A 12,131-nucleotide genomic window follows, 5' to 3' on the forward strand; every position below is an offset into this window, starting at 1 on the left:
GCCCGCACGACGTACTGCGCCCGTACGGTACCGCCCCGGGTCGCGACCGCCGGCCGGTCGCCCGCCTGGCCGGCGCGCAGCGAGAGTACCTCGGTGTGCTCGTAGATCCGCACCCCGTGCCGCTCGACTGCGTCGGCCAGCCCGCGGGCCAGGAGCGCCGGCTGCACGACGGCACAGTGCGGCGTGAACGTCGCACCCAACACGCCGGCGGCGCCGGTGACCTGGCGTGCCTCGTCCGCCCCGAGCCAGCGCAGGTCGTCCTCGCCGAACCCCAGCGCGCGTGATTCGTCGACCTCGTCCATGGCGCGCTGGCGTTGGGCCTCGCTCCGCACCAGGTCGATCATGCCGCCCTTGGCGAATTGGCAGTCGATGCCCTCGCTCGCCGCGCTGGCGCCCACGATGTCGACCGTCTCCTGCATGGCGCGGCGCATGGATCGCATGGCCTCGACGCCGTGCTGGCGGGCCAGCGCAGCGTCGGACGTGGCGAACAGCGCGGAGCACCAGCCGCCGTTGCGCCCCGAGGCGCCGAAGCCGGCCACCTCGCGCTCCAGGACGGCGATGCGCAGGGTGGGGTCAGCAACAGCGAGCGAGTGCGCCGTCCAGAGCCCGGTGAACCCGGCGCCGACGATGCAGACGTCGACGTCGAGGTCCTCGGTGAGCGCCGGGCGCGGCGGCAGCGGGACCGGGATGGCCTCCCACCACAGGGACAGCCGCTGATAGCCCGATGCTGCCCCCGCCGCTAGTTCTTCTCCGCGCCCCATGCCGCTCGTGCTCCGGGGGCCGGTTCCTCCCCACTCGAGTGTGGCATCAGATCCGCTCGCTTCCCGGCTTCGGTCAACACCTCGCGCAGGGTGGCGGCGATGAAGTCGATCTCCTCCTGCCCGCAGATGAGCGGCGGCGACAGCTGCACGACCGGGTCGCCACGGTCGTCGGCGCGGCAGTAGAGGCCGGCCTCGAACAGGGCGCCGGAGAGGAAGCCGCGCAGCAGGCGCTCGGACTCGTCGTCGTCGAAGGTCTCCTTGGTGGCCTTGTCCTTGACGAGCTCGATGCCGTAGAAGTACCCGTCGCCGCGGACGTCGCCGACGATCGGGAGGTCCTTCAGGCGCTCCAGGGTGGAGCGGAACGTCGCCTCGTTCGAGCGGACGTTCTCCAGCACCTTCTCCTCCTCGAAGGCCCGCAGGTTCGCGAGCGCGACGGCGGTGGAGACCGGATGCCCGCCGAAGGTGTAGCCGTGCGCGAACATCTCGCCGTCGGCGAGGAAGGGCTCCATCAGCCTCTCCGACGCGATCATCGCGCCGAGCGGGGCGTAGCCGGAGGTGATGCCCTTCGCGCAGGTGATGATGTCGGGCTGGTAGCCGTAGCGCTCGGCGCCGAACATGTGGCCGAGCCGGCCGAAGGCGCAGATGACCTCGTCGCTGACCAGGAGTACGTCGTACTCGTCGCAGATCTCGCGCACCCGCTGGAAGTAGCCGGGCGGGGGCGGGAAGCAGCCGCCGGCGTTCTGGACGGGCTCGAGGAAGACGGCGGCGACCGTGTCGGGACCCTCGTTCTCGATCGCGACCGCGATCTGGTCGGCCGCCCAGCGGCCGAACGCCTCCGGGTCATCGCCGTGCTGCGGAGCGCGGTAGATGTTGGTGTTCGGCACCCGGAAGGTCGAGGGCACCAGCGGCTCGAACTGCTGCTTGAGCAGCGGCAGGCCGGTGATCGAGAGCGCGCCCTGGGTGGTGCCGTGGTAGGCGATCGCGCGGCTGATCACCTTGTGCTTCATCGGTCGGCCTGTGAGCTTGAAGTAGTTCTTGGCCAGCTTCCACGCGGTCTCGACGGCCTCGCCGCCACCGCTGGTGAAGAAGACGCGGTTCAAGTCACCGGGGGCGTACGCCGCGATCTTGTCCGCGAGCTCGATCGCGGACGGGTGGGCGTAGGACCACAGCGGCATGAAGGCCAGCTCCTTGGCCTGCGCGGCCGCCGCCTCGGCGAGGTCCTCACGACCGTGGCCGAGCTGGGAGACGAACAGGCCCGCGAGCCCGTCGAGGTACCGCTTGCCGTGCGCGTCGTACAGGTAGGCACCCTCGCCGCGGACCATGATCGGCACGTCGGCGTCCCGGTACGAGTCGTGCCGGGTGAAGTGCATCCAGAGGTGGTCCTTGGCTGCCCGCTGGAGGTGTTCGTAGTCCGCGCTCATAGCACCATGGTGCGCGGCGTCCCCCCGCTATTGCAAGTGAATCAGTTGTCGCAGGGGGTGATCTTCAACTGATTTCGTCGCGCCGGGTCCCCGGTGGCGCGTTTGGCACCCGGGTGACAAGAGCCCGCGTCGTCTTCCGGGCATCGCGCGGCAGTCATGGACGACCCCTCCGGCGACCCGGCACCATCGCAGCCACGACCGACGTGGGCGTGGCGGTGACTGAAGGAGCGTGCGAGTCCGTGCAGGAGTCCGAAGCACCGGTCACGCCACTCGTCTTCGCTGCGGAGGTCGTCTCGACCGTGCTGCTCGTGGCCGCGCTGGTCGTGGGGATGTACCTGTTCATGGGCACCTGGTCCGAGACGGTCTGGCTGCTCTCGGCCGGTCTTGTCGTCTCCAGCCTGGGCCGCGTGTGGTGGGCGAATCCGCAACGCCGGACGCGCGACGTCCGGTTCGGCCGCAGCTTCCTCGTCGCGGCGGCGCTGCTGCTCACGTCGTACGCCGTGCTCGGCTTCGCGGACGGAGGGATCTGGGCGCCGCTGGTCGCGGCGACCATCGCGGGTGTGTTGATCTGCGTGGTCGCTGTCTCCTAGCGCGACTGATTCCGCGCAGAGGGGCCCTTGGCCCTACCGATTCCGTCGGCCCGTCACTAGGCTCCCGGCATGGCAGACCAGACCTTCAAGAACGTCGTCAACGGTGAGCTCGTCGACTCGGTCTCGGGCGAGACCTACGAGGTGATCGACCCGACCACGGGCGAGGTCTACGCCCACGCGCCACTCTCCGCCGCCGAGGACGTCGACCGGGCGTACGCCGCCGCCGACGCCGCCTTCGACGGGTGGGGCTACGCCACGCCCCAGGACCGGTCCAACGCGCTGCTGAAGCTCGCGTCGGCGATCGAGGAGCGGGTCGACGAGATCAACGCCGTCGAGTGCCAGGACACCGGCAAGCCGGTGCAGCTCACGATGGACGAGGAGATGCCGTACGCCTCCGACCACTTCAAGTTCTTCGCCGGCGCGGCCCGCCTGATGGAGGGCAAGGCGGCGGGGGAGTACATGGCCGACCACACCTCCTGGGTACGCCGCGAGCCGATCGGCGTGGTCGGTCAGGTGACGCCGTGGAACTACCCGCTGCTGATGATGATCTGGAAGATCGCGCCCGCGCTGGCCGCCGGCAACACCGTGGTCCTCAAGCCGAGCGACACCACCCCGGCCAGCTCGACGCTGCTGGCCGAGATCGCGCAGGAGTTCCTCCCGCCGGGGGTGCTCAACGTGATCTGTGGCGACCGTGACACCGGCCGGGCGCTGGTGTCCCACAAGACCCCCCAGATGGTGGCCATCACCGGCTCGGTGCGGGCCGGCATGCAGGTCGCCGAGGCCGCGTCGCACGACCTGAAGAAGGTGCACCTCGAGCTCGGTGGCAAGGCGCCGGTCATCGTCTTCGACGACGCCGACATCGCGAGTGCCGCCGAGGGCATCGCCGGTGCCGGGCTGTTCAACGCCGGCCAGGACTGCACCGCGGCCACCCGGGTGCTGGTGCAGCAGGGCATCCACGACGAGTTCGTGGCGGCGCTGGCCGAGGCGGCGAAGGGCATGCCGACCGGCCTGCCGGACGACGAGGCGACGTACTACGGTCCCCTCAACAACGCCAACCAGCTCGCCCACGTCTCCGGCATGGTCGACCGGCTGCCCGACCACGCGACGATCCAGACCGGCGGCGCCCGCAAGGGCGAACGCGGCTACTTCTACGAGCCCACCGTCCTCTCCGGGCTCCAGCAGGCCGACGAGCAGATCCAGACCGAGATCTTCGGCCCGGTCATGACCGTGCAGAAGTTCACCGACGAGGCGCAGGCGCTCACCTGGGCCAACGACGTCCAGTACGGCCTGTCCTCCAGCGTCTGGACGAAGGATCACGCCCGCGCCCTGCGCATGTCGCGCCGGCTCGACTTCGGTGCGGTGTGGATCAACACGCACATCCCGTTCGTCTCCGAGATGCCGCACGGCGGCTTCAAGCACTCCGGCTACGGCAAGGACCTCTCCGGCTACGGCTTCGAGGACTACACGCGGATCAAGCACGTCATGAGCTACATCGGGGAATGACGGTCCTCACGGTGGTCGAGGTGCGAGTGGAGGTGCCGAATCCGGGTGAGGCAAGGAACAGCCCCGATCGAGGCCGTCGTACGGCTCTGGGTTTCGAGGCTCAGGACTTCGTCCTTCGCACCTCAACCAGCGTGGGTGGTGGGTGACGGTGGTTGAGGTGCGAGCGGAGCGAGCCTCGAAACCTGGTGAGTCGAGAGGCGGCCTTGATGGAGGCCGTCGTAGGGCTTACTGGGTTTCGAGGCTCAGGACTTCGTCCTTCGCACCTCAACCAGCGTGGGGGCCGCTCGGGATTTCGTCCTTCGCACCTCAACCCAGCGTCGGGTGACGTGAAAGGAACAGCAGCGTGAGGATCCTCCTGATCGGCGCCGGCGGGGTGGGTGGTGCGTTCGCGGCCATCGCGGCGCGGCGCGACTTCTTCGAGACGATCGTGATCGCCGACTACGACGAGGCGAAGGCCGAGCGGGCGGCCGCCGCCGACGAGCGGTACGCCGCCGCGCGGGTCGACGCGAGCAGTGTGGACAGCGTCGCCGCGCTGTGCCGCGAGCACGACATCACGCACGTGATGAACGCCGTCGACCCCGTCTTCAACATGAGCATCTTCGGCGGCGCGTTCGCGGCGGGCGCCGACTACCTCGACATGGCGATGTCGCTGTCGAAGCCGCACCCGACCGCGCCGTACGAGAAGACCGGGGTGAAGCTCGGCGACGAGCAGTTCGCGCTCGCCGAGCGGTGGGAGGGCGCCGGCCGGCTCGCGCTCGTCGGCATCGGCGTCGAGCCGGGGTTGTCCGACGTGTTCGCGCGGTACGCCGCCGACCACCTGTTCAGCGAGATCGACGAGCTCGGCACCCGCGACGGCGCCAACCTCGTGGTCACCGACGACGACGGCCAGGAGATCTTCGCGCCGTCGTTCTCGATGTGGACCACGATCGAGGAGTGCCTCAACCCGCCGGTGATCTGGCAGGACGGCGACTGGCACACCACGCCGCCGTTCAGCGAGCCGGAGGTCTTCGACTTCCCCGAGGGCATCGGGCCGGTCGAGTGCGTCAACGTGGAGCACGAGGAGGTGCTCCTCATGCCGCGCTGGATCGAGTGCCGGCGCGCGACGTTCAAGTACGGCCTCGGCGACGAGTTCATCAACATCCTGAAGGTGCTGCACACGCTCGGGCTCGACTCGACAGAGAAGGTGCGGGTCAAGGCCGTCGAGGTCAGCCCGCGCGACGTCGTCGCCGCGGTCCTCCCGGACCCGGCCACGGTCGGCCCCCGGATGACCGGCAAGACCTGCGCCGGCCTGTGGGTCACCGGGAAGGGCAAGGACGGCGAGCCGCGGTCGACGTACCTCTACCACGTGGTCGACAACGAGTGGACGATGCGCGAGTACGGCCACCAGTGCGTGGTCTGGCAGACCGCGATCAACCCCGTCGTCGCCCTCGAGCTCCTCGCGCGCGGCACCTGGACGGGGGCGGGCGTGCTCGGTCCGGAGGCGTTCGACGCCGTACCGTTCCTCGACCTGCTCACGGAGTACGGCAGCCCGTGGGGGATGGAGGAGCGCTGATGCGCGCCTGGGTCCGTGAGTCGTACGGCGGACCCGGCGTCCTCCGCCTCGAGGAGCGGCCCGACCCGGTGGCCGGCCCCGGCGAGCTGCTGGTGCGCGTGCACGCGTCCACGGTCAACCGGACGGACCTGGCCTACCTGACCGGCCGGCCATGGGTGAACCGTGCCGTCTGCGGCTGGCCGCGCCCACGCGCGTGGGCCCGCGTGCTGGGCTCGGAGTACGCCGGAGTCGTCGAGGCGGTCGGTCCCGGGGTGACGTCGTACGCCGTGGGCGATCGGGTCTGCGGCTTCGCGGACGGCCGTCCCGGTGCCCATGCCGAGCGGGTCGTGGTCGCGGCCGACTCGCTCGTCGCGCGGCTCCCCGGCGGCTGGTCGTTCGCCGGGGCCGCGCCGGCGATGGAGGGCGCGCACTACGCGCTGGCCATGCCGCGGGTCGCGCGCACGCGGCCGGGCGACCGGGTCCTCATACTCGGCGCCACCGGCGCGATCGGGTCGGCCCTCGTGCAGCTGCTGGTCGCCGACGACGTCGCCGTCACGGCGGTATCCGACCAGCCGCTGCCGGACGCGCTACGCGAGCTTCCCGTCACCGAGGAGGTCGCCGGTCCGTACGACGTCGTGGCCGACGCTGCGGGCAAGAGCTCGTTCGCGGCCTGTCGCCACCTGCTGGCCCCGCGTGGCACCTACGTCTCGTCCGACCTCGGCCGCGGCGGGGTCAACCTGCTGCTGGCGGCGGCTCATCCCCGGGTGCGCTTCCCGGTGCCGAAAGCCGGTCCGGAGGTGGCCACCGAGATCGCGGGGCGAATGGCGGCGGGCAGCTACCGGCCGCTGATCGACCGGACCTACGCGTTCGACGAGTTGCCGGCGGCGTACGCCTACGTCGCAACCGGTCGCAAGGTCGGCAACGTCGTGGTCACCCACGACGCCGCGTCCTAGCCGAAGAGCGTCTCGGCGGCCCGGGAGTCGGCGTACTCCTCGAAGCGGGCGATCCGGCCCTCGCTCAGGGTGACGACCAGGCAGGTCGGCACCCGTACCGGGTCGCCGGACGCGTTGGTGCCGACGGTGGTCGTCTGCAGGACCCAGCCGCCGTCGAAGACCCGGAGCCGGACGTCCTCGACCCGGAGGTCGGCCCCACCCTGGACCTGACGCGTGCGCGAGGGCGTGCGCTGGATCTCCACCTCGCGCTCGCCGATGTTGTGCCAGGTGCTGACGCCGTCCGCGTACAGGTCGTCGTCCGCGCGCCGCCCCTCGAGGAAGGCGGGCAGCCAGCGCTCGGCCAGGGCGCGCGCCTGGTCGATCCCGGCGGGGGAGGGCGTCTCGATCACCCGCCGTTTCTACACCACCGTCCCGCGATACCTTGCCCGTCGTGACGAGTCATCACGAACACCCGGCCGGGACGGTCCGGATCCGGCCCGAGGAGCCGGCCGACGCCCTCGCGATCGCCGACGTCGTCGGCGCCGCGTTCGCCGGCGCGGCGCACTCGGCACCTCCGGTGCACGAGGGCGGCCCGCCCGGCGAGGTCACCCTGCTGGAGTGGCTGCGCGAGGACGAGGGCTGGCTGCCGCGGCTCGCCCTGGTCGCGGAGTCGGACGGCCGCGTCGTCGGGCACGTCGTGTGCACCCGCGGGAGCGTCGACGGCGTACCCGCGCTCGGACTCGGCCCGCTCAGCGTCCATCCCGACCGACAGGGTGAGGGGATCGGCGGTCTGCTGATGCGTGAGACCCTGGCCCGCGCAGAGGAGTACGGCGAGCCGCTGGTGGCCCTGCTCGGCGACCCGGCGTACTACGCGCGGTTCGGGTTCGTCCCGTCCACGCGGTGCGGGATCGAGTCGCCGGAGGCGGAGTACGGCGACTACTTCCAGGTGCGCACCTTGGGCGCAGGCCTGCACCCGCGCGGACGTTTCACGTACGCCGCGCCGTTCTCGCGGCTCTGACCGCTTACTCGATGCACTTGCGCCACACACCCGCGCCCCACCCGCCGGACTCCGTGCGCCAGACGTCGACCTGGACGAGGCGTCGACCTCGCCGATCGAGCAGGTCCACGATGCGCACGACCTCCTCGCCTGCCCCGACGCCGGGGCCTCGTGGCTGCGTGCGCACCTCCGCGACCGGTCGCGCCCACTGGGTGCCGCGCAGCATCTCCTGCTCCAGGTCCTCCCAGGTGGCCGCGGCGGCGACGGGCTCGTGGTGGCTCACGCAGTCGTCGCCCTCGATCGTCCCCACGGTGGTGCATCCGCCGAGGAGCCCGCAGACCAGGACACCGAGGACGAGCTGTCGAGGGAACGTCATGCGCATGTGACGCAGGATCCCACCGGGACGTTCCGCAGGACGACTACCGTGCGCCCGTGGACGTCTACCTGCTGTGGCACATCCGGCACGCGAGGAACCTCGACGGCTCGCCGACCGTGCATCGCGACGAGAGCGGCGATCTGGTGATCAACGAGGAGGACGGCGACGACGTGAAGCTGATCGGCGTCTACAGCACGGTCGAGCTGGCGATGGCGGCGATCGACCGGTCGCGCGGGCTTGAGGGCTTCCGCGACGAGCCGGACTGCTTCATCGCCGATCCGTACACCCTGGACCAGGACCACTGGACAGACGGCTTCATCTCCGTGCCGCACGACGAGAGCTAGGCGAAATGCGGCCGGGCCGTGCCGACCCCGAGATCGACACGGCCCGGCCGCGGTGGTTCGCGCGTCAGCGCACCCGGAGCACGACCGGCTTGCTCGTCGCCGACCGGAGCCGCGGGTCGGCCTTGACCGTCACCGTGAGGCGGTGGTTGCCCCGCGCGAGGCGGGGGAGCCGCACGCGCGTCGTACCGGACGCGTTCGGCTTGAGCGTGGCACGCAGGATCACCTTCCGTCCGTCGCGGACGACGATCTTCCCGGTGGCACGCAGGCTGCTCCCGGGGACGGTGGCGACGACGGCGAGGCGGGCTCGCGCGGCGCGTCGTACCGTCTTCTTGGGCAGCTTGGCCCGCAGGCTCGGGGTCGCCTTCGTGATCCGCAGGCTGTCGCTCCCCGCGGAGGCGGCGAGCCGGTCGGCGCCGAGGAACCTCACCTGCACGGCGTACGAGCCGGGCACGATCCCGGCCGGCGTCGTGCTGGACGCCCGACCGTCGACGACCGGAGCCGTCCACGTGCGGCCGGCCGTGCTGAGCTGCGCGGTGCCGTTGACGGCCTGACGTCCCTCCGCGCTGACGGCGACCCGCACCGGGACGCCCCGGCCGTACGGCGTGGCGCCGCCGACGAGCACGGTGGTGGCGGTCGTGACCGGCTCCTCGGGGGTGCCCGGCTCCTCCGGCACGTCACCGAGCCCGAGGGTGCCGCTGAGCGGGTCGAGCGCCGTCGCCGCGGGGTAGAAGTCGGCGAACGCCGGCACTCCCGCCTCGGTGAGGGTGGCGGGCACGTTCGACAGGCTCAGCGTGTCGCCGGTCGCCTGGACCCGACCGTCGGTGTCGAGGTCAGCCAGCACCACGTCGTCGTACGTCGCCGTCTGCCCGCTGCTGAGCCCGCGGGAGGTGACGTCCGCGACCAACGTGGCGTCGTCCGTGCCGATGACGATGCGCGGCTCCGTGATGGTGAGGTCGAGCTGCGGTCCGGTGGCGCCGTCGTGCCCGGTGAACCGGACGGAGCCGCCGAGGTTCACGGTGCTGGTGCCCCGGGGGTCCCACACGCCGTCGACGACCGGGAACGCGTAGGTGCCGTCGCTGTTCGCCGTGACGCCTCCGGTCGTGGTGATCTGGCCGTGCGCGATCGGTCCGCTGATGTAGTTGCGGAAGGACGCCTTCACGCCCCAGTCGACGGTGCCCGAGGTGATCGCGCGGACCTCCGTCGCGGGCTCGGCGACGGTCACCGTGGCCCGCTCGCTGGTCACCGACCCGACCGGGTTGGTCAGCCGCGCCCGGAACACCGTCCCGGACAGGCTGGCGTCGACGTCACCCAACCGCAGGGTGGCACCGGACTCGCCGGGCACGTCGTGCCAGACCCCGCCGATGCGCTGCTGCCACTGCACGTCCGGTGCCGGGGTCCCGTCCGGCATGACCTTCAGCTCGACGTCGTCGCCGGGGGCGACCGCGACGTCGGCGGGCTGCACCATGATCCGCGGCGCGGTACGCAGCTGGAGGGAGACACGCTCGCTGGCGACCCGGCCGGCGGCGTTCTCGGCGACGAGCCGGTACTGCCGGCCGGTGTCGGCGGTGGTCACCTCGTCGGTGAGGGTGTCGCCGTCGGCCCCCTCGGTGACGTCCGTCCAGGACTGCCCGACGATCCGGGTCTGCCACGTGAGGGTCGGCGTGGGCGTGCCGGTGACCTCGGCGGACAGGGTGACCGTGGCGGTGTCGCCGACGAGGTCGGCTGTCGGTGCGGTCGGCTGGGTCGGGAACGCCGGGCTCACGCCCGCGGACCCGACGACCTGGAGCTGGCCGTCCAGCACGCCCCACACGTCACCGTCGGGCGTGAGGCCGAGGACGTGGCCGCCGCCGTACGGGCCGCTGTCGAGGGGGCCGCGCGCGACGACGGCTCCGCGCTGGAGCCGGGTGAGGTTGGTGCTCGAGTCGGTGACGCCGACGAGGGTGTCGGTGGCGTAGTCGGAGACGAGAGCGCCCAGGTTGAGGTTGGAGTCGGTCGCGGCGTTGAACGGTACGGCGGGCTCGGCGTCCGCGAGGCGCCGGTTGTCGGCGTACCCGACGAGGGGGAGGTAGACGGCCCGGTCGCCGGCGGCGACGGCGTACACGCCGTTGCGGGTGCGGAGCACGCGGTCGGGCTGGATGTCTCCGGCCTCGGTCAGCGGCTCACCCCGGTAGCCGTCGCCGACCTTCACGATGCGCTGCAGCGGCTTGCCCCCGAACAGGGTGGTCGCGAGGAACACGGTGCGACCGTTGTCGGGGACGGCGACCAGGTTGACGATCGAGTTCTCGAACGACCAGCCGCCGGTGACGCTCAGGGTCACGGGGCCGAGCTTGCGCGCGGTCCAGGTCCCGGCGACGTCGACGACCTCCCACAGGTCCGAGGCGGTGTTCGACCGGGCGCGAGCGACGACGTAGCGGTCGTTCTCCGGGTCCCACGCGCCGGCGTTGCCGCCGTCGTGGATCAGGTCCGGGGCGTGGCTGCCGGCGACCTCGGTGACGGTCAGCGTGGTGCCGTCCCAGTCGAAGGTGGTCAGCCGCCGGTCCTGCTGGTTGGTGGTCATGGTGGACGCGAAGATCGTGTCGGTCGCGGGGTCGATGGCGATCGAGTCGCGCACGATGTCCCCGGTGACGCCGGGCCCGCGGACCCAGGCGCTCCTCGGGGCGAGGGTCTGCGGGTCCAGGATCGCGACCCGGGCGCCGTTGCCCCAGCCGACGAGGCTGCCGTCGGACAGGGTGCCCATCACCCGGGTGGGCACCTCGGCGGGCTGCGGGTCGGCGGGCGTGGCGTGGTGCACGGTCCGGCCGGGCGCGTCCCAGGTCTCGCCGACGGGCTTGCCGCCGGGACCGTCGTACCCGAAGGAGACGGGGTCGACGACGGTGCCGGCGCCGTAGTTGAAGATCCGCTCGCCCTCGATGGTCATCGTGGCGGCCAGGTCCGACCAGCGGGTGGCGCCGCCGGACACGACCGGGGCGGCGTCCTCGACGTCGAGGTCGACGAGCGGTACGTCATCGTACCGCACGATCTCGCCGCCGGCGATGGGACGGCTCTCGGCGTCGACGAAGACGCTGGCGTGGTCCTCGGTGATCTCCACGCGGATGTCGTCGAGGGTCAGGTCCAGGTCGCAGGGACGCACGTGGGTGCCGCCCGCGCCGTGGCAGTGGCCGAGGAACTCGATGGTCCCGGCGAAGCCGACGACGGTGGTGCGGGTCGCGTCGTCGTAGCTGCCGCCGGCCACGGGGAGGTGGAACGTGCCGTCCTCGTTGCGGGTGGCTCCGTCGGACAGGGTCGTCCCGGCGGCGCCGATGTAGTTGCGCCAGGACTCCTTGATCCCCCAGTCGAGCCCGGCGCCGGCCGTGACCGGCGTGACGGCGGCCTGGGCGGGAGCGGCGCTCAGCGCCACCGCGCTGAGCGAGCCGAGGAGGAGGGACGTCAGGGCCGCGGCCGTGCTGGCGCGTCTCCGACGAGTGGATGCGGGCATCTCGGGTGCCTTTCCATCATGGTGATTAGGTAAGGCAAACCTAATTTAGAGAGACCTGTTGAACGAGAGCGTGTCCAAATGCGAGACGGAATGACGGATCTCGGGGGAATCGGGCGGCGTCGTGCCTGTGCCCTCCGCGCTCGCCGGCCACGATCGGCGCCGCGCTGCCAGCCGACGGCGGAAGCCCTCGCGACCACGCTC

Annotated in this window: 11 protein-coding genes; 6 read left to right on the forward strand and 5 right to left on the reverse strand. The window is 71.7% G+C overall.

What is annotated here, in order from left to right; all coding sequences use genetic code 11:
- Both VMF51_RS00130 and VMF51_RS00135 read right to left on the reverse strand, forming a co-directional pair.
- Nucleotides 1–761, reverse strand: a 761-nt coding sequence (locus VMF51_RS00130) for an FAD-dependent oxidoreductase (RefSeq protein ID WP_325472351.1), incomplete at its 3' end; no start/stop codon positions are given.
- Nucleotides 740–2,182 (reverse strand): aspartate aminotransferase family protein, encoded by a 1,443-nt coding sequence (locus VMF51_RS00135; RefSeq protein ID WP_325472352.1) that lies wholly within the window; start codon nt 2,180–2,182, stop codon nt 740–742. The genes VMF51_RS00135 and VMF51_RS00130, both read right to left, overlap by 22 nt.
- A 239-nt stretch (nt 2,183–2,421) precedes the next feature.
- On the opposite strand from VMF51_RS00135, the gene VMF51_RS00140 reads away from it, so the two are divergent.
- The 4 genes from VMF51_RS00140 (at nt 2,422) to VMF51_RS00155 (ending at nt 6,759) form a co-directional block, all read left to right on the forward strand.
- The gene (locus VMF51_RS00140; protein WP_325472353.1) at nt 2,422–2,772 is read left to right on the forward strand and encodes a hypothetical protein; all 351 of its coding nucleotides are present in this window, start codon (nt 2,422–2,424) and stop codon (nt 2,770–2,772) included.
- 69 nt (nt 2,773–2,841) lie between these two features.
- On the forward strand, nt 2,842–4,275 hold the full coding sequence (locus VMF51_RS00145; RefSeq protein ID WP_325472354.1) for a gamma-aminobutyraldehyde dehydrogenase: 1,434 nt from the start codon (nt 2,842–2,844) through the stop codon (nt 4,273–4,275).
- Between the two features lie 343 nt (nt 4,276–4,618).
- Nucleotides 4,619–5,827 carry a saccharopine dehydrogenase family protein gene (locus tag VMF51_RS00150; RefSeq protein ID WP_325472355.1) on the forward strand — a complete coding sequence of 403 codons (1,209 nt, stop codon included), beginning with the start codon at nt 4,619–4,621 and terminating at the stop codon, nt 5,825–5,827.
- Nucleotides 5,827–6,759: an NAD(P)-dependent alcohol dehydrogenase gene (locus VMF51_RS00155; protein ID WP_325472356.1), complete on the forward strand. Its 933-nt coding sequence runs from the start codon at nt 5,827–5,829 to the stop codon at nt 6,757–6,759. Before VMF51_RS00150 ends, VMF51_RS00155 begins: the two co-directional genes overlap by 1 nt.
- Here VMF51_RS00155 and VMF51_RS00160 read toward each other — a convergent pair.
- The gene (locus VMF51_RS00160) at nt 6,756–7,148 is read right to left on the reverse strand and encodes a hypothetical protein (protein WP_325472357.1); all 393 of its coding nucleotides are present in this window, start codon (nt 7,146–7,148) and stop codon (nt 6,756–6,758) included. The two genes, VMF51_RS00155 and VMF51_RS00160, sit on opposite strands and share 4 nt — an antisense overlap.
- A gap of 41 nt (nt 7,149–7,189) precedes the next feature.
- On the opposite strand from VMF51_RS00160, the gene VMF51_RS00165 reads away from it, so the two are divergent.
- Nucleotides 7,190–7,756 (forward strand): N-acetyltransferase, encoded by a 567-nt coding sequence (locus tag VMF51_RS00165; RefSeq protein WP_325472358.1) that lies wholly within the window; start codon nt 7,190–7,192, stop codon nt 7,754–7,756.
- A 4-nt stretch (nt 7,757–7,760) separates the two neighbouring features.
- Here the strand turns inward: VMF51_RS00165 and VMF51_RS00170 are convergent, their stop codons facing one another.
- Nucleotides 7,761–8,117, reverse strand: a complete 357-nt coding sequence (locus VMF51_RS00170; protein ID WP_325472359.1) for a hypothetical protein — start codon at nt 8,115–8,117, stop codon at nt 7,761–7,763.
- Between the two features lie 50 nt (nt 8,118–8,167).
- Here VMF51_RS00170 and VMF51_RS00175 point away from each other — a divergent pair, with 50 nt between their 5' ends.
- Nucleotides 8,168–8,455, forward strand: a complete 288-nt coding sequence (locus VMF51_RS00175; protein ID WP_325472360.1) for a hypothetical protein — start codon at nt 8,168–8,170, stop codon at nt 8,453–8,455.
- Between the two features lie 64 nt (nt 8,456–8,519).
- On the opposite strand, the gene VMF51_RS00180 is transcribed toward VMF51_RS00175, so the two are convergent.
- Nucleotides 8,520–11,930, reverse strand: coding sequence for an HtaA domain-containing protein (locus VMF51_RS00180; protein WP_325472361.1), 3,411 nt, complete (start codon nt 11,928–11,930; stop codon nt 8,520–8,522).
- Nucleotides 11,931–12,131 lie beyond the last annotated feature (201 nt).

The organism is Nocardioides sp. (genome assembly GCF_035503875.1).
Classification (GTDB): domain Bacteria; phylum Actinomycetota; class Actinomycetes; order Propionibacteriales; family Nocardioidaceae; genus Nocardioides.